An 18,040-nucleotide genomic window follows, 5' to 3' on the forward strand; every position below is an offset into this window, starting at 1 on the left:
TATCTCGTGTCGTCTAGTAGACGCGCAGATGTGTACACGAGGTTTTTTTGTCAAGCAGGAGACAGCATACGACCTTCCTCTACGTCTCGTGGGCTCGGAGATGTGTATAGGGCACAGCCACACCCACCACCACCACGACGACCACCACCACTACGACGACGACCACCACGCAACCCACCACCACGACGACGCGTCCCACGACCACGCAACCGACGACCACTCAGCCGCCGACGACCATCGACCCGCCCACCACATCGGTCGAACCGGAGCCGGACATCCCCGTTCCGGATGCGCCATAGACCGATGACCGCGTCGGACCCGCGGACCGAAATCCCCCCGCCCGCACGCGAGGCGGTCGCAGGGCTGGCGGCCGCGCCGACCGAGCCGGTCAAACTGCTCGTGTCGGGCGGCATCGGCACGGGCAAGAGTTCGGTGCTGGCCGCCGTTCGAACCGCGCTTCGGGCCGCGGGCGTACCGGTGCTCACCCGCATACCGCGCGCTGACGACGATCCGGCGGCCGCGGTCGTCATCGACGATGCCCACCTGCTGGCCGACCACGAACTCGACGAGCTCGCGCGACGAGTGTCGGATCTGCCTTCGACGCTTGTGGTCAGCAGTGCGCCGATCGCGCACCGCCCGGCGATGCGTGCGCTGTTCACGGCGATCGAACGCGAGAACCCGATCGTCATTCTGGGACCACTGCCCCCGGCCGACGTGGCAAGCCTCGTCACCGAAAAGCTCGGCGCCACACCGCCGTCCGATATGGTGCGATCCTTCGTCGTTGCGACGGCGGGCCTGCCATTCCTGTTGCAACCGGCGATCGCGGCCGTCGCCGAGTTGCAGGACGACGCGCCGGCCACCGCGGTCCTGCAGGCGGTCACGTACGCGCTGACCGAACGGCTGCGCCGCCTCGACGATGCGACACTCGACACGCTTCTGGTCACCTCGCTGAGCAGAGACCTCGGTCCCGACGACGTCGCTGCGGCGTTGCGCATGGACGCCGAACAGGCTTACGCGGTGGTCGATCGCGCCCGCGCCACCGGTCTCGTCGAGCCGTCCTACAGCCGGGCCTTCCTGCGCACCCTGCACCGATGTGTCGCTCAGATCCTCGGCACCGCCCGTCATCACGACACCGAGATCTCGCTTCTGGTGTCGCAACTCGAATCATCCACGCTGTCACCGGAGTTGGCGCTCCAGTTGGCAGAACACGGTCTGCGCGACGATCGACTGGCGACCGCGCTGGCCGACATGGCCACCCGTAGTCGCAGCCAACCGGCAAGGGCGGCACGGCTTTACCGCGCCGCCGTCGATGCGGGGGCGACCACGCTGAGTCCGCGGCTTGCCGACGCGCTGGCGCTGACCGGCGACTGCGTCACCGCTGGACGGCTCACCGATCAACTGCTCGGCTCCGACGATGCGGCCGAGAGGGCCGCCGCGGTGAGGATCGCCGCCAGCATCGCCCTGCACGACGGCAGCGCAACACAGGCCGCGGACCTGTTCCGTTGGCTGGGCCCGTATCCGGACGCGTTCGTGAGCGCGGCGGGCGCGGTGGTGTCACTCGCCGCAGGCGACCTGTTGGCCGCTCGGACGGCGCTGTCCGCCGAGAGCGCCGGCCCGCCCACCTCCACGGCCCGCGCCGCACGCAGCCTCGCCGAGGGCCTGTTGATGTCGTTGGACGCCTCATACCCCGCAGCCGTCTCCCGGTTGGGACAGGCGATCACCGCGGACCAGCCCGCGGACGGCGTGGCCCCCGACACCCCTGCGGCGCTGGTAACGCTGGCCGCCCTGCACGGCGGCGATCCGGTCCGGGCCCGCAGCGTGATCGCCCGTGTGGTACGCGCCGGTCTCGAAGACGGTTCGGAGGCAGCGCTTTTCGTCGCCCGCAGACACCGGCTACTGCTGGGCTGGGTGCGGATGCAGGACGGGCAATTACCAGCGGCGACATCTGATGTGGCGATCGCGTGCGCCGACGCCGACACCTCCCCGCTGCACCGCCGCGATGCGCTGTGGGCGGCCGCGCTGCAGACGGCGATCGCGCGCCGCAGCGGCGACACCGGCGCCATGCAGAAACACTGGTACGCGGCGGTCGAGGTGCTCGCCGAGTACTCGATGGACCTCTTCTCCCTACTACCGCTGGGTGAATTGTGGGTGGCCGCTTCCCGGATGCGTCAGATCGACCGGCTGCAGCACACCCTCGACGAGGCCTTCGCGCTGCTCGGCTCGCTCGGTGAGCCCGTGTTGTGGTCGACTCCTCTGCACTGGGCCGGTGTGCACGCGGGCATCCTCGCCAACTCCCCGGACGCCGTCGCCCCGCACGGCCAGGCGCTGACTGCCGCGGCCACGCACAGCGCCTTCGCCAAGACGCTGGCCACTGCGGGCCGCACCTGGTTGCGGGTTCTGGCCAATCACGTCGACACCGACGAGGTCACGACGGCAGCGCGACTGCTCGCGCAGGTGGGCCTCACCTGGGACGCGACCCGGTTGGCCGGTCAGGCCGCGCTACAGACCCCCGATGGCCGGGTGTCGGGCGCGATGCTGCAGCTCGCGCGAGACCTGAAGCAGACCGTCGCACCCGACGACGCACCCGGATCCGATCAACTCGCGGCGCCGGAGACCGCGAGGGCCAGCTCGGCGCGTCCCGCGTCGTCTCGGCTGTCCGACCGCGAGCGCGAGGTCGCCGAACTGCTGCTCCTCGGCATGCCCTACCGCGATATCGGGGCACAGTTGTTCATCTCGGCGAAGACCGTCGAACACCACGTCGCCCGGATCCGCCGTCGTCTCGGCGCCGAATCCCGCTCCGAGATGTTGTCGATGCTGCGGGCCATGTTGTCTCCGCAGTCGTGATCCCCCAACACACCGTCATCCCCTAACGGCGATCCCCTATGCGCCGTGTCCGACGACGGGTCCGGCACCGGATTCGCCCGCCTGCGCAGCGCCATAGCGTCATGCCATGTTCAATCACCAGGCAACTCCGGACCGGCCGCTGGGTGTTTCGGTCGGCGCGACCTACCTCGCCGCGACCCGTGACGGACACGCCGCGGTGATCCGGCCCTCCGAGCTCACGCTGCACGGGCAGCGATTCACCGGGTTCGTCGACCGCATCGGCGACCCGGTTCCGCTCATCGCCTCCGACGGCTCCGCCCATCGCCCCGAGCAACTGCTCGCCGAGGCGCTGCGCACGCTCACGCAGTCGGCCGAGGACATCACGGTCGCCGTACCCGCGCACTGGCGTCCGTCGGTCGCCGACTCCTTGCGCCACGCCCTGGGTGGCGACGTGCCGGTGGTGTCGGACGCGACCGCCGCTGTGGCCGCGCTGAACGCCGAGCCCGGGCTGCCCTCTCGCGGCGTCGTCGTGCTCTGCGACTTCGGTGGCAGCGGCACCAACATCACGCTCGTCAACGCGTCCTCGGACCACGCGGTGGTCGGCGAGACCGTCCGGTTCGCCGATCTTTCCGGCGATCTGGTGGATCAGGCGCTGATGACACATGTGATGGCGCCGTTGCCTGCTGACGCCGACCCGTCCGGAACGGCTGTCGTCGGTTCGCTGGCGCGGCTACGCGACGAGTGCCGCGCCGCCAAGGAGCGGTTGTCGGCCCACACCGCGACGGCCGTCGCCGTCGTTCTGCCCGGACACCACGCGGACGTCAGGGTCACCCGCGCCGAGCTCCAGGGGCTGATCCAGCGCCCGGTCACGGATTTCCTTGCCGCAGTGGATGAAACGCTTGAACGCTACGGGGTTCCGGACGCCGCGGTTTCGGCGGTGGCGACCGTCGGGGGCGGCGCACGCATCCCCCTGCTGACGCAGAAGCTGTCCGAACATTTGCGGGTACCGGTGGTGACCACCGCGCAGCCGCAGCTGGCTGCCGCCGTCGGGACCGCTCTGATCGCCCAGCGCCGGCGCGCCGTCGACCCGGAGACCACGCTCGCGCCCGCCGGGATCGATGAAGCCACCGTCCGGGTCGACGCCGGGCCGTCGTCGGCCACATTCGGCGCGCTGGCCTGGTCCGAGGACGACCAGGAGGATGCGCCCCTGCCTTTCACCGTTTCGCGCCCCGAACTTCACTTCGAGCATGAGCAGTGGCAGGAGGAGGCGAAACCGCGACGTTCCCCGCTCGTCCTGTTCAGCCTCGCGGCGGCCGCCGCGGTGGTCACGACGGCCCTGTTCGGCTTCACGCAGTTGCGCGGTGACACCGCCACCCCGGTCGAGGCGGCGACCGTCCTCAGTCCCGCGGCCACGCCACCCCCCTCGCCTGCGGCGCCGGCTCCCACTCCAGTACCCCCGGCGCCGCAGGCCCCTCAACTCACCACGGTCGTCGTGCAACCGGCGCAGCGATCATCCACACCCCAGCACCGCAGCCCGCGACCGGCGCAGGCCCCACAGATGGCGCCCGCAGCACCGCCCTGGACACCCACGCCACCGACGAGCGCCCATCCGTCACCGGAACCCGAGACTCCGCCGTCCAACCCTGAGCCGCCGACCGATCCGCAGACCCCTCCGGTGGCCGACCCCCCACCGATCGATCCGGGGGCCGGCGCAGGCCCCATAGATGGCGCCCCGTCTCCAGATGGTGATCCCGTTGACCCGGATTCGAGCGGCGAGCAAACGGGTACCGACACCGTGCCCGACGAGTCCAGCCCGACCGACGGTGCGTAGTTAGGACAACCTTCGTAGCGGTGTTTCCCTTGGAGATGCAACTATGACTCCCGGGCTTGAGCAGGCCTGAGTTAAGTTACCCACCGGTAACTTACGGTAAGTTACCCTCGGGTAACTTGAGAATGGGAGGCGCGCGGTGGATACGCAGATGCTGATCAGGCTCGTCGTCGGGCTAGGGCTGACGGCCCTCGTTCTGGTCTTCGCCGCCAAACGCGTGCTGTGGCTGACGTCGTTGATCCGCTCCGGCGCGCCCACCAGCCCGGAGAACAACCGCAAGGACAACCTCGGCAGGCGCATCACCACTCAGATCGAAGAGGTCTTCGGCCAAACCCGACTACTTAAGTGGTCCCTGCCCGGCCTCGCCCACTTCTTCACGATGTGGGGCTTCTTCATCCTCGCGTCGGTCTACCTCGAGGCCTACGGCCTGCTCTTCGACCACGACTTCCACATCCCGATCATCGGCCGCTGGGACGTTCTGGGCTTCCTGCAGGACTTCTTCGCCGTCGCGGTGCTGCTCGGCATCATCACGTTCGCGATCATCCGGGTGAGGCAGGAGCCCAAACAGCACGGCCGCGACTCGCGGTTCTACGGATCGCACACCGGTGGTGCCTGGCTGATCCTGTTCATGATCTTCAACGTCATCTGGACCTACGCGCTGGTGCGCGGCGCCGCGGTCAACACGGACGCCCTTCCCTACGGCAACGGCGCGTTCTTCTCCCAGTTCATGGGGTGGCTGATGAGCCCGCTGGGCTACACCGCCAACTCGTGGATCGAGACCATCGCGCTGTTGGCGCACATCGCGGTGATGCTGGTGTTCCTGCTGATCGTGCTGCACTCCAAGCACCTGCACATCGGGCTGGCGCCGATCAACGTCACGTTCAAGCGGCTGCCCGACGGCCTCGGCCCGCTGCTGCCCGTCGAGTACGAGGGCAAGGAGATCGACTTCGAGGATCCGCCGGAGGACGCGGTGCTGGGCCGCGGCAAGATCGAGGACTTCACGTGGAAGGCCTACCTCGACATGACCACGTGCACCGAGTGCGGTCGGTGCCAGTCGCAGTGCCCGGCGTGGAACACCGGTAAGCCGCTGTCGCCCAAGCTCGTGATCATGAACCTGCGCGACCATTTGTTCGCCAAGGCGCCCTACATCCTCGGCGACAAGGAAACGCCGCTGGAGAACACCCCCGAGGGCGGCCTCGGCGAGGAACTGCGCGGGGAGAAGAAATCCGAGGAGCATTCGCACGAGCACGTTCCCGAGTCCGGCTTCGAGCGGATCCTGGGCTCGGGTCCCGAGCAGGCCACCAGGCCCCTGGTGGGCACCGAGGAACAGGGCGGCGTGATCGACCCCGACGTGCTGTGGTCCTGCACGACGTGCGGCGCCTGCGTCGAGCAGTGCCCCGTCGACATCGAGCACATCGACCACATCGTCGACATGCGCCGCTACCAGGTGATGATGGAGTCCGAGTTCCCGGGTGAGCTCGGCGTGCTGTTCAAGAACCTCGAGACCAAGGGCAACCCGTGGGGCCAGAACGCCAAGGACCGGACGAACTGGATCGACGAGGTCGACTTCGACGTCCCGGTGTACGGCAAGGACGTGGAGTCCTTCGACGGCTACGAGTACCTGTTCTGGGTGGGCTGTGCAGGCGCCTACGAGGACCGTGCGAAGAAGACCACCAAGGCCGTGGCCGAACTGCTGGCCGCCGCCGGGGTGAAGTACCTGGTGCTCGGCGAGGGCGAGACCTGCAACGGCGACTCGGCCCGCCGCTCGGGCAACGAGTTCCTGTTCCAGCAGCTGGCCGCGCAGAACGTGGAGACGCTCAACGAGCTGTTCGAGGGCGTCGAGCGGGTGGACCGCAAGATCGTCGTCACCTGCCCGCACTGCTTCAACACGCTGGGCCGCGAATATCCGCAGGTCGGCGGCAACTTCACGGTGCTGCACCACACGCAGCTGCTGAACCGGCTGGTGCGCGACAAGAAGCTCATCCCCGTCACCCCGACCGACGGCGGGATGGACATCACCTACCACGATCCGTGCTATCTGGGCCGGCACAACAAGGAGTACTCGGCGCCGCGTGAGCTGATCGGGGCGTCCGGCGCGAAGCTGACCGAAATGCCTCGGCATGCCGACCGCGGCCTGTGCTGCGGCGCCGGCGGCGCGCGGATGTGGATGGAAGAACACATCGGCAAGCGCGTCAACACCGAGCGCACCGAGGAGGCCATGGACACCGCCTCGACCATTGCGACCGGCTGCCCGTTCTGCCGCGTGATGATCACCGACGGCGTCGACGAGGTCTCGGCGGCCCGCGAGGTGGAGAAGGCCGAGGTGCTCGACGTGGCCCAGCTGCTGCTGGGTTCGCTGGACACGAGCACCATCACGCTGCCGGAGAAGGGCACCGCGGCTACGGAGGCCGAGGAGCGCGCAGCCCGGCTCGCCGCAGAGGCGCCCGTGGAGGAAGCGCCCACCGAGGCAGAGGAAGAGGCGCAGGCCGAACCGGAGCCCAAGGTCGAAGCCGCTACGGCCACCGAGACCAAACCCGTCAAGGGCCTCGGAATCGCCGGCGGCGCCAAGCGTCCGGGCGCCAAGAAGGCTGCCGCCCCTGCGGGCGACAAGCCGGCGGCCGACGAAAAGCCCGCTGCCGCAGCGGCACCCGCGAAGGGGCTCGGTATCGCTGCCGGCGCCAAGCGGCCCGGCGCCAAGAAAGCCGGACCAGCTGCGCAGGCAGCGTCCGCGGAGTCGGATGCCCAGGCCGAATCAACAGCGGGGGCCAAGCTGGAGCCCGAGGTCAAGGGTCTCGGCATCGCGGCAGGCGCCAAGCGGCCCGGGGCGAAGAAGAAGACCCAGGCCGCGTCCCCCAACGAGGGCGAGGCGACTGTCACCCAACCGCCGAACGTCGATCCGGACAAGGCGGAGCCTGGAGCCAAGACCGACACCGCCGACTCGGATCGGGGTCTGGACTCCAAGCCCGAACCTGAGGTCAAGGGCCTCGGCATCGCCCCGGGCGCACGCCGGCCCGGGGCCAAGAAGTCGGCCGCACCGGCACAGCCACCGGCCGAGCCGAAACCCGCTGCCGCACAACCGGAATCCAAGGAGACCGCCGACTCCGATGGCGAATCCGGTGCTGCCCCCGGGCCTTCCGGCGGAGACAACGGAGACAAGCCCGAACCACCTCCGGTCAAGGGCCTCGGAATCGCCAGAGGCGCTCGTCCCCCAGGCAAACGATGAGCCGTTGACCGGCGATTTTGGTTAATCGCTGGACAAAAGTGAGACCATGAACGACGTGACCACCCACCACGTGCCGATCCACGCCGCCGGACACGGACCGCGGCAGCGCACGTTCACGCAGTCGTCGAAGCTGCAGGACGTCCTGTACGAGATCCGCGGACCGGTGCACGAGCACGCGTCACGCCTCGAGGCCGAGGGTCATCGCATCCTCAAACTGAACATCGGCAACCCCGCGCCGTTCGGGTTCGAAGCACCGGACGTGATCATGCGCGACATCATCTCGGCCCTGCCGTATGCCCAGGGTTACTCCGATTCCAAGGGCATCATGCCCGCGCGGCGCGCGGTGTTCACCCGCTACGAACTCGTCGACGGGTTCCCGCGATTCGACGTCGACGATGTGTATCTCGGCAACGGCGCGTCCGAGTTGATCCAGATGACGTTGCAGGCGTTGCTCGACAACGGAGATCAGGTGCTGATTCCGGCGCCCGACTACCCGCTGTGGACCGCGTGCACCTCACTGGCGGGTGGCACCCCGGTGCACTACCTGTGCGACGAGACACAGGGCTGGATGCCCGACATCGCCGACCTGGAATCCAAGATCACCGAGCGCACGAAGGCGATCGTCGTGATCAATCCGAACAACCCGACCGGGGCGGTGTATACACGCGAAATCCTCACCCAGATCGCGGATTTGGCGCGCAAGCACGAGCTGCTGCTGTTGTCCGACGAGATCTACGACAAGATTCTCTACGACGACAGCGAGCACGTCGCGACGGCATCGGTGGCGCCCGATGTGCTGACTCTGACCTTCAACGGCCTGTCGAAGGCATACCGGGTCGCGGGTTACCGGGCGGGCTGGCTGGTGATCACCGGGCCGAAGGAGAACGCCACCAGCTTCATCGAGGGCATCAGCCTGCTCGCGAACATGCGACTGTGCCCGAACGTTCCTGCACAGCATGCGATCCAGGTCGCACTCGGTGGTCATCAGAGCATCGAGGAGCTGGTGCTGCCCGGGGGTCGCCTGCTCGAGCAGCGCGACGTGGCCTGGCAGATGCTCAACGAGATCCCCGGGGTGTCCTGCGTGAAACCGCAAGGGGCGCTGTATGCGTTCCCCCGCCTGGACCCCGAGGTCTACGACATCGTCGACGACGAGCAGCTGGTCCTGGATCTGCTGCTGCAGGAGAAGATCCTGGTCACCCAGGGCACCGGGTTCAATTGGCCGACACCGGATCACCTGCGCATCGTGACGCTGCCGTGGGCCCGCGAGCTGTCCAATGCCATCGAACGGCTGGGCAACTTCCTGGTCAGCTACCGGCAGTAGCGTCCTTCTAGGCTGTTGTCCGTGGCGCACTCACACGGACACTCCCACTCACCGACCGGCCCGGCGCCGCTGGGGCCGATCGCCGCGAAGGTCGTCGTCGGTCTGCTGATCGCCATCGGAGTGGCCGTCCTGGCGGGAACGGCATGGCTGTGGCCCAGCCAGCAGAAGACCGACATCCCGCTGCCGTTTCAGAACGCCGAGGGCGGCGCCGTCACCACCGAATCTGGGCTGGTCCGCTCGAGCAGTACCGCGACGTGCGGCAGCCCGTCAGTCGGTCAGGTGCTGACCGCCGATCCAATTCCGGCGACGGGCGGCGGAGCCGAGTGCGTGCAGGCGTTGATCGTGATTCAGTCCGGGCCCAACAAGGGCGCGGCGACCGTTCTCGAATTCAGCGGTGGCCCCGGCCAACCCAATCTCGCGGCCGGCGACGACGTCAGGATCACCCGTCAGGTCGATGCGACCGGCACCACCACCTACTCGTTCTACGACTACGAACGGACATGGCCGCTCGTCGCGCTGGCCGTGGCGTTCGCCGTGGTGGTGGTCGCGGTCGCCCGGTGGCGGGGGTTTCGCGCCCTCATCGGCATCGTGGTCGCGTTCCTCGTGTTGGTGGTGTTCATGCTGCCCGCGCTGCGTGACGGTGCCGCGGCCGTGCCCGTCGCGCTGGTGGCCTCGGCGCTGATCCTCTACGCCGTCATCTACCTGGCCCACGGCGTGAGCCTGCGGACCAGCGCGGCCCTGCTCGGAACACTCACGTCGCTGCTGCTTGCCGCGTTCCTCTCCTGGGGCGCAATCGAATTGGCCCACCTGACCGGTCTCTCGGAAGACCGGAACAACGAGGTCGCCGCCTACCTGGGCAACGTATCGATCACCGGTCTGCTGCTGGCCGGGTTCATCATCGGGTCGCTCGGTGTGCTCAACGACGTCACCGTCACCCAGGCCTCGACGGTGTTCGAGCTGGCCGAACTCGAGGGCGCCTCACGGCGCGCGATCTTTGTAGGCGCGATGCGGGTGGGCCGGGACCACATCGCGAGCACGGTCTACACGCTGGTGCTGGCCTATGCGGGCAGCGCACTACCGTTACTGCTGCTGTTCAGCGTCGCCAACCGGGCCCTCGGCGACGTGCTCACCAGCGAGAGTGTGGCCATCGAGATCGCCCGCTCGGCGGTCGGCGGTATCGCGCTGGCATTGTCTGTGCCGCTGACGACGGGCATCGCGGCGGTGCTGGCGACGCCCGCGCGCGCTCGACGCGGTTAGAAGCCGGTGCGCTCCAGCCACGCGTCCCACACCGCGGTGTCACCGAACACCTCGATGCCGCTGTCGGCGGCCGTGCGCCGTCGCGTGATCGCCAACAGCAGATCGGTGGCGCTGCCGCGCAGCGCGGTGTCGGCCTTGCTGTGGTTGTGCGACCACCAGACGCCGTCCTCGTCGTGGACGATGGTCCACTCCCCGGTCGGCCCCAGCCCGTCGTCGGTGGCGTGCATGTGGATGCTTCTGCCGTGATCCAGCGCGGGTTGCTCACCGCCGCCGACCATCAGCTCGACCCATTCGCTGATCGCGTCGGCCGCCAACTCCGGCGGTGGGTCGTAGTCGGCCCCGACGGCCAGCGCCGCATCCGCGTGGTGCACGGCGACCTCGTGTAGCCGTCGACGGATCCACCACCCCGCGGGGCGGGGGCCGCGGAAGGTCCAGACTCTGGTCGCCGCCCCTGCCCGCTCGACCGCATCGACCACCAGCTGCGCGCCCTGGTTGAGCCAGTCGATCGCCGCGTCGGCGTCGTCGGGTGGTTTGCCGTCGCGGACCTCGCGCGGGTCCAGTGCCGATATCCGGTGTTCGGCGATGATCTGTGCGGCCCACCGGTTTCCGCGGCCGACGTGGCGGAACAGTTGTTTGAGTGTCCAGTCGGGACAGGTCGGCACCGGCGTCGAGGGGTCTGCACTGCGGATCAGTTCCCCGAATTCGCGGGTCTGGTCGAGCAGCGCGGCTCGGAAATCCACGCCCCCGAACGTACTCAATACTCGACGCGGAAACCCCCGATAATGCCGATCTCGTTGCCGTCGGGATCTTCTATCTTCGACAACCGCGCACCTTGCTGGCCGCGACGATTTCACCGTAGAACCGGCCGCTGACCTCGACGTCATTCGCGGGCACGACCGCGAGCACATGGTCAACCGACATGAGAATCCCTCCGTTCCTCGAAGGGGTAGACCCGGTCAGGCCGGTGCACTAATCGACGAGCGAGCGGTGCCCAGCGCGATCGGCAGCGACGCCCACCCCCTCAGCACTCGCGTCTCGCGCCTGCTGCCCTCACCAGCCAGTCGCGCATCGGGAAAACGTTCGAAGAACGCCCGCAGTCCGACCTCGCCCTCAGCGCGGGCCAGGGCAGATCCCAGACAGAAATGCCTGCCCCCGGAGAACGACAGATGTCGTCCGGCGTTCTCCCGCTCGAGGTCGAAGCGGTCCGGGTCGTCGAACACCTTGGGGTCGCGGTTGGCGCCTGCGATGTAGATGAGCACCGCCCTGCCACGCGGGATCCGGTGCCCCGCGATCTCGGTGTGCTTCGTCGCCCTGCGCGCGGTGAGTTGCACGGGCGGGTCCAGGCGCAAGATCTCCTCGACGGCGGTCGGCCAGAGTTCGGGTCGCTGCGCCAGGGTTTCGAGGTGCCGCGGGTGATCGAGCAACATGCGAATTCCGTTGCTCAGCAGGTTGACCGTCGTCTCGAATCCCGCGGCCAGCACGAGGCCCGCGGTAGCCATCAGTTCCTGCTGGTCGAGCCGGGCGCCCTCGTCGGAGGCCGCGATCAGCTGGCTCATCAGGTCGTCGCCGGGATTGCGTCGCAGCCCTTCGAGGTGCCCGGACAGCCAATCGTTGAAGCCGACCACGCTGCGGTAGACGGTGCGGTACTGCGGCCAGGTCAGGCCGATATCGAGGCTGGCCGCACCGCGCTCGCCGAACTCCAGGACTCGTGACCGGTCGGCGTCGGGAACGCCGAGGATGTCACCGATGACCGCGACCGGTAACTGGGCACAGTAGCGGTCGACGATGTCGACGGTTCCGGCTTCCGCGAGTTCATCGAGCAGAGAATCGGCGGTCTCCTGCACCCGGTCCCTCAGCGCGGCAACGGCTCTGGGGGTGAACACCGACGACACCAGCTTTCGGTAGCGGGTGTGGTCCGGGGGTTCCACCGCCAACATCGACGGCGGCTCGAGGGGATGCAGCAGATCGGTTTTGGTGCGGTTCGCGACCCATTGGACCGGTTTGGGCAGGTTGGAGCCGATCGGCAGAACCTCGAAGTCGTCGTCCCGCAGCAGATCGTTGGCGATCCCGTGGTCGACGGTGAGGTGCACGATGGCGGCCTCCACCATCGGCCCCTTCGCGCGCAGGTCGTCGGCGAAGGCAACCGGGTCGGCGCGCACGCTCGGATCGGCGATCATCCGGCCTTGGGGATCGCCGCGGCGCGCGAGCAGCTTCGAGGCACCGCGCACGAACCCGTGCACGGCAAGCCAGCGGATTCGGTGACGGATCGGCCCACCGTGCCGAGCCGGACGAATCGGTTCCACGCGGCCGAGCCTACCGATTCTGAGCCGTCACGCCCCTTCCCAGGCAGTGGACCTGCCAGCCGGCCTGCATCCACCGGTCAATGTCAAGGCAATTGCGGCCGTCGACAATGACTTTCGCGCGCACCGCTCCGGCGAGCTCGGCGGGGTTCAACTCGACGAACTCGCGCCATTCGGTCAACACCAGTACGGCATCGGCCCGCTCACACGCTTCGGCGACCGACGTCGAATAGGTCAGCGTCGGAAACTGGCGTCGGGAGTTCTCCATCGCCTTCGGGTCGTAGACGTTGACGGTGGCGCCCTTGAGTTGCAGCATCCCGGCGACGTTGAGAGCCGGCGAATCGCGCACGTCGTCGGATTCCGGTTTGAACGCGGCACCGAGCACCGCGATGTTGGCGCCCAGCAGCGACCCTCCGCACGCGACGGTTGCCAGTTCCACCATCCTGCTTCGCCGTCGCATGTTGATCGCGTCCACCTCGCGCAGGAACGTCAGGGCATGGTTGGCGCCGAGTTCGCCGGCGCGGGCCATGAAGGCGCGGATGTCTTTGGGCAAGCAGCCGCCACCGAAGCCCAGACCGGCGTTGAGGAAGCGGCGTCCGATCCGCGGGTCGTACCCCAACGCGTCGGCGAGAAGCGTCACGTCGGCGTCGACGGCCTCGCAGACTTCGGAGATCGCGTTGATGAACGAGATCTTGGTGGCGAGAAACGCGTTGGCGGACACCTTGACCAGCTCGGCGGTCTGCAGATCGGTGACCAGAAAGGGGACCTGCTGGTCCAGCAGCGGTGCGTACAGTTCCCGGATTGCCGCCTCGGCGGCACACGAATCCGGTTGTACGCCAAGCACGATCCGATCCGGATGCAGGGTGTCGTGCACGGCGAAGCCCTCCCGCAGAAACTCCGGATTCCACGCCATCTCGACGTGGACCCCAGCCGGCGCCAACGCGCGCGCCCGGTCCCTCAGTTCGGCGGCGGAGCCGACCGGCACCGTGGACTTGCCAACGATCACAGCCGAGCGACTCAGCCGCGGGACCAGCATGTCCACAACGGCGTGTACATGACGCAGATCGGCGGCGAACTCCCCCTTCTTCTGCGGTGTCCCGACGGCAAGGAAGTGCAGGTCGGCGAACCCGGCCGCGGCGTCATAGTCGGTGGTGAACGCCAAGCGCCCGGCGGAGATGTTGTCGCTCAACACTTTTCGCAACCCAGGCTCGTAGAAGGGAGTTTCACCCGCTGCGAGTTTGGCGACCTTGCCCGCGTCGACGTCTACGCCGAGCACCTCGTGACCCAACTCGGCCATACCCGCCGCGTGGGTGGCTCCCAGATAGCCCGTGCCGAAAACGGTGCACCGCATACCGCCTTGATATGCAGCCCTGATGAGCTAACCGCTACGCGACACTGATCGTGCGGCCAACGGCAGGTTACGAGCTAGCGGCAGAACCCCAGGAAGCAGTTCGACCCGCCGCGATTCGATCCGCCCGAGCCCGGCCCGCGCGAGGATCCGCTGTCACTCGATCCGCCCGAGCCCGGTCCGCGAGACGATCCGCTGTCACTCGACCCGCCCGATCCGCTGCCGGGGTACCGCCCCGATCCACTGCCGGGATAACCGCCCGATCCGCTGCCGGGATAGCTGCCCGATCCGTTACCCGAACCGTTCTGCCACGGCGGCACCTGAGGCCTGGGCAGCTCCGGCTCCTCGCGCTCGTCCTGCCACGGCGGAGTCCAACTCGGCAGCTTCGGCGGCGTCCACCTCGGCGGGGACCACGGGTTCTGCGGCCGCGGGTAGTACTGCGGCGGTGCCACCACCGGCGGCACGTACACCGGAACCGGGGCCGGAGCCACGGGTGCCGGCGCGGGTGGCGGTGCCGCGGGCGGAGGAGCGGGCGGCGGGGCTTGCGGTGCGGGAGGCGGCGCCTCGACATAGACCGTCCGCGGCGGCGCCTGCGGAGCGGGCTGTTGCGCAGCGACCGGCACGGGAGCCTTGATGGTCTCTGCCTGCGGGGGCGGAGGCGCCTGAACCGGCTGCGCCTGTTCGGTCGGCGGAGCAGGCGGGGCGGGCGCGATGCTGCTGGGCACGATCGCGCTCTGTCCCGGGCTCGGCCGCTGGTCGGCCGTCGGGCGGATACTCACCGCGAGCGAGATCACGAGCGCGACGACGCCGACGACGAAGATCGACGCCATCGCGCTGCCGACGAGCAGGAACGGCTTGCGATCCTCGTTGGCCGCGGCATGAAGGTCAGTCCGCGACGCGTAGTCGCCGACGGAGGCGCCGTCACCGCCGGCGGGCGCCAATTGGGTTGGCGCGCCGGCTAGCCCGGCGTACACCGAACCCGCGGTGGTGCCGTCGGGGTCCTGGGAATAGGCCAGGCCGACGGTGGACGCCTCCAACGCCGGAGCGGCGGCGGCGGCCAGCGCCGCACCCCTCGCTAGCGCCATCTCCGGCTCGTCGGGGGCGTGCACCGGCAGGCTCACCAGATGCTCGAGGTGGCTCTTCACCGAGCTCACGTCGACGCCGGAGCCGACGACGAACATGCCTTGCGGCGGGTTGTCCTGGGCATCGACGGCGGCCGCCATATCGGCGAGCACGGCCATCGCGTCCTGGCTGTGCAGGCTGCTGCTGAGCACCTTGACCACGGACCCGTCGTCGGTCTGGACGACCGACAGCGTCGCGGTGTCGCGGTCGATGAAGAGCAGTGCGGTGGTGTCGTAGCCGACCGCCCTCCCGACGGCCTGGGCGAGTGCGCCCGCGGCGTGTCCATCGGAGACAAGCATGACGTCGTCGATATCGCGGGCGGCGAGCGCGTCGCGCAGTTGTGCCGCCTCGGCGTGATCGCTCCATGTGACGCCGATGGCCTTCAGATCATGCCCACCCGCCTCGGCGCTCTCCTTGGTCCCGAGCACGGCGTCCACCACCTGGGCGGCGGCACCCGATGTTGCTGAGCCATCACTTCCGCTGACCTCGAAGACGTCGTGGTCGACGGTGGCCCCGTCGGCCATCTCGCCTTCGACCAGCACCATGCGGACCGTCGCAGGTGTCATCGATACACCCAGAACGATGTCCACTGCCCCTCCAAAACGTTTGCTACCAAGCCTGGATCGCCGATCGGCATCTCGCCACGCACAAGCCGGCGACTAGTGGTTCATCGCCGTGAGCAGGACAGGCGTTACGCCTCCACCGACATTTGCTGGGTCGATGCTGCCGACGTTGGTATCTCGACCCTACTCGTGTCAACGGCCGTCGGCGCCGAGCGGTTCAACTGGACTTGATGAAGTTCTGGTACGACCGCGACGGGGTGGGACCGCGCTGGCCCTGATACTTCGAGCCGACCCGCGCGCTGCCGTAGGGGTGCTCGGCTGGGCTGGTCAGCCGCAGCAGGCACAGCTGCCCGATCTTCATCCCCGGCCACAGCGTGATCGGCAGATTCGCGACGTTCGACAACTCCAGGGTGATGTGCCCGGAGAACCCCGGGTCGATGAACCCCGCGGTGGAGTGCGTCAACAGCCCCAGCCGGCCCAGCGACGACTTGCCCTCCAGCCTGCCCGCGAGATCGTCAGGCAGCGTGCACAGTTCCAGCGTCGACCCGAGCACGAACTCGCCCGGGTGCAGCACGAACGGCTCACCCGGGTCGGCTTGGACCAAGGTGGTCAGCTCGTCTTGCTGCTTGGCCGGGTCGATGTGCGTATATCGCGTGTTGTTGAAGACGCGGAACAGGTTGTCGAGGCGGACGTCGATGCTGGACGGCTGGACCAGGGAGTCGTCGAAGGGATCAAGCCCCAGTCGCTCGGCAGCGATCTCGGCGCGGATGTCGCGGTCGGAGAGCAGCACGCGACGAGCCTAGCGGCTCGGATGTTAGCCTTCGTGCTCAAACAAGCCGGTGTAGTTCAATGGCAGAACATCAGCTTCCCAAGCTGAGAACGCGGGTTCGATTCCCGTCACCGGCTCCACAAAGTCTCCTGCCAACACTCACCACCGTCGGGTTGCGCGACGGCGATCACGGGCCTTGACGGCCGTTTCGGCATTTGACCTGTTCACTACGCGTACGTTCTCCCCAACCAACAAAAGAGGGAGACCCATGCCAACCAAGAGTGGTCGACGACGTGCGACGTGCTTGATCGCCGTCGGTACCGCCAGCGCGCTCACGCTCGCCGGCTGCACCTCGGCCGTAGCCCAACCGGGCGCGCCGAGCACCGCCGAGTCGCTGCGCATTGTGCTGGGCTCACAACCGCAGCCGTCCCAAATCCCGCTGGTCTACGGCGTTGACCGCTACGGGTCCGACTTCGGGTTGCCCCTCAGTGTCGAGCAGAACGTGATCCAGTACGACACCCATACCGACGCGGTACAGACCTTGCGCGACGACCGAGCTCAGGTTCTGGCGACGTCGGTCTCCGCGATCTTGGATGCGCGCGAGCACGGCGAGGACGTCAAGGTGTTTTGCCCCTACGTCAGCATGGATGACTTCGTCCTCGCCGGTGCCAATGGTGTGCACAACGCCAGTCAGCTGTTCGAGCCGTCGACTCGCGTGGGGATCGACAGCCCCGGTGGCTCTGGAGCCATCGTGCTCAACGCGCTGTTGAGCGGCGTCGGCGAGCACCGCGACGTCCACGAGATTCCTAATCAGCAGATCCTCGAAAGCTCGAGCGCCCGACTGGATGCGTGGGTCACAGGCGAACTGGATGCGACGGTGATTCACGACACCCAGTACGACGGCGCGAAGGCAATGGTGAATCAGCCGGTGCTGATCGCCACCCTCTACGACAATGCCCCCGGGTTCATCAAGGTAGCTCAGGCCGCCCGCGCGGATTGGCTCGCACAGAACCGCGAACTCGCCGCCAAGTACTGTGCGACCACGTTGCGTGCGATGAAGACACTCAAGAGCGACTTCGCGCTGTTCCAAAGTGGAGTCAACGAATACGTCGAAGCACCCCCCTCCGACGAATCGCTGAGGGAGCTGTTCGCGCTCATCCAGCAGCACCCCTTCTGGACCGACGAGGGCGGGCTCACCGATGCGAGCGTGAAGTTCATGATCGACATCGCGAGAGAATCGGACGTCCTCACCCAGCCCTTGAACGCCGCCGACGTCGTCGACCGTCAGACGCTGAACCGGGCCGTCGAACTCGCCAACATGCCAACGCAATAGTCGCGGCCACCGAAGTCGTCCACACCTCGTTACGCAACAACCGACCAATTGACGCTTCGGCTGGTTAAATTGGCCCGTGAAGGCGTTCGCCGCGAGAGAGCCGGGTCAGCAGCACAGTGGATGACACGGTCAGAGACGGCGGCGACGCCACGC

11 protein-coding genes and 1 tRNA gene are annotated in these 18,040 nt (G+C 67.9%); 7 read left to right on the top strand and 5 right to left on the bottom strand.

Features of this window, described 5'->3' with window-relative positions:
* Positions 1-303 precede the first annotated feature (303 nt).
* From iniR to CEX87_RS24960, 5 genes are all read left to right on the top strand, one after another.
* On the top strand, positions 304-2,844 hold the full coding sequence (gene iniR, locus CEX87_RS24940; RefSeq protein ID WP_094289558.1) for an isoniazid response ATPase/transcriptional regulator IniR: 2,541 nt from the start codon (positions 304-306) through the stop codon (positions 2,842-2,844).
* A gap of 106 nt (positions 2,845-2,950) precedes the next feature.
* The gene (locus CEX87_RS24945) at positions 2,951-4,654 is read left to right on the top strand and encodes an Hsp70 family protein (protein WP_094289559.1); all 1,704 of its coding nucleotides are present in this window, start codon (positions 2,951-2,953) and stop codon (positions 4,652-4,654) included.
* Positions 4,655-4,790: 136 nt separating this feature from the next.
* Positions 4,791-7,874, top strand: a complete 3,084-nt coding sequence (locus tag CEX87_RS24950) for a 4Fe-4S dicluster domain-containing protein (RefSeq protein ID WP_094289560.1) — start codon at positions 4,791-4,793, stop codon at positions 7,872-7,874.
* Between the two features lie 46 nt (positions 7,875-7,920).
* Complete coding sequence (locus CEX87_RS24955; protein WP_064417573.1) at positions 7,921-9,195, top strand: pyridoxal phosphate-dependent aminotransferase; 1,275 nt, start codon at positions 7,921-7,923, stop codon at positions 9,193-9,195.
* 21 nt (positions 9,196-9,216) lie between these two features.
* Positions 9,217-10,452: a YibE/F family protein gene (locus CEX87_RS24960; protein WP_094289561.1), complete on the top strand. Its 1,236-nt coding sequence runs from the start codon at positions 9,217-9,219 to the stop codon at positions 10,450-10,452.
* Here CEX87_RS24960 and CEX87_RS24965 read toward each other — a convergent pair.
* From CEX87_RS24965 to dcd, 5 genes are all read right to left on the bottom strand, one after another.
* Positions 10,449-11,192: a maleylpyruvate isomerase family mycothiol-dependent enzyme gene (locus CEX87_RS24965; protein WP_094289562.1), complete on the bottom strand. Its 744-nt coding sequence runs from the start codon at positions 11,190-11,192 to the stop codon at positions 10,449-10,451. The genes CEX87_RS24960 and CEX87_RS24965 overlap by 4 nt on opposite strands.
* 216 nt (positions 11,193-11,408) lie before the next feature.
* The gene (locus CEX87_RS24970) at positions 11,409-12,719 is read right to left on the bottom strand and encodes a cytochrome P450 (RefSeq protein ID WP_094289578.1); all 1,311 of its coding nucleotides are present in this window, start codon (positions 12,717-12,719) and stop codon (positions 11,409-11,411) included.
* A 46-nt stretch (positions 12,720-12,765) separates the two neighbouring features.
* The gene (locus CEX87_RS24975; protein WP_094289563.1) at positions 12,766-14,103 is read right to left on the bottom strand and encodes a UDP-glucose dehydrogenase family protein; all 1,338 of its coding nucleotides are present in this window, start codon (positions 14,101-14,103) and stop codon (positions 12,766-12,768) included.
* A 74-nt stretch (positions 14,104-14,177) separates the two neighbouring features.
* Positions 14,178-15,812, bottom strand: coding sequence for a DUF7159 family protein (locus tag CEX87_RS27295; RefSeq protein WP_198957302.1), 1,635 nt, complete (start codon positions 15,810-15,812; stop codon positions 14,178-14,180).
* A gap of 190 nt (positions 15,813-16,002) precedes the next feature.
* Entirely contained in the window at positions 16,003-16,575 is a 573-nt protein-coding gene (dcd, locus tag CEX87_RS24985) for a dCTP deaminase (RefSeq protein ID WP_064346781.1), read from the bottom strand.
* Between the two features lie 45 nt (positions 16,576-16,620).
* Here dcd and CEX87_RS24990 point away from each other — a divergent pair.
* Both CEX87_RS24990 and CEX87_RS27770 read left to right on the top strand, forming a co-directional pair.
* Positions 16,621-16,694: transfer RNA gene (locus CEX87_RS24990), tRNA-Gly, on the top strand.
* Between the two features lie 128 nt (positions 16,695-16,822).
* Entirely contained in the window at positions 16,823-17,887 is a 1,065-nt protein-coding gene (locus CEX87_RS27770; protein WP_233151516.1) for an ABC transporter substrate-binding protein, read from the top strand.
* Positions 17,888-18,040: the final 153 nt, after the last annotated feature.

This window comes from Mycobacterium lehmannii (assembly GCF_002245535.1).
Classification (GTDB): domain Bacteria; phylum Actinomycetota; class Actinomycetes; order Mycobacteriales; family Mycobacteriaceae; genus Mycobacterium; species Mycobacterium lehmannii.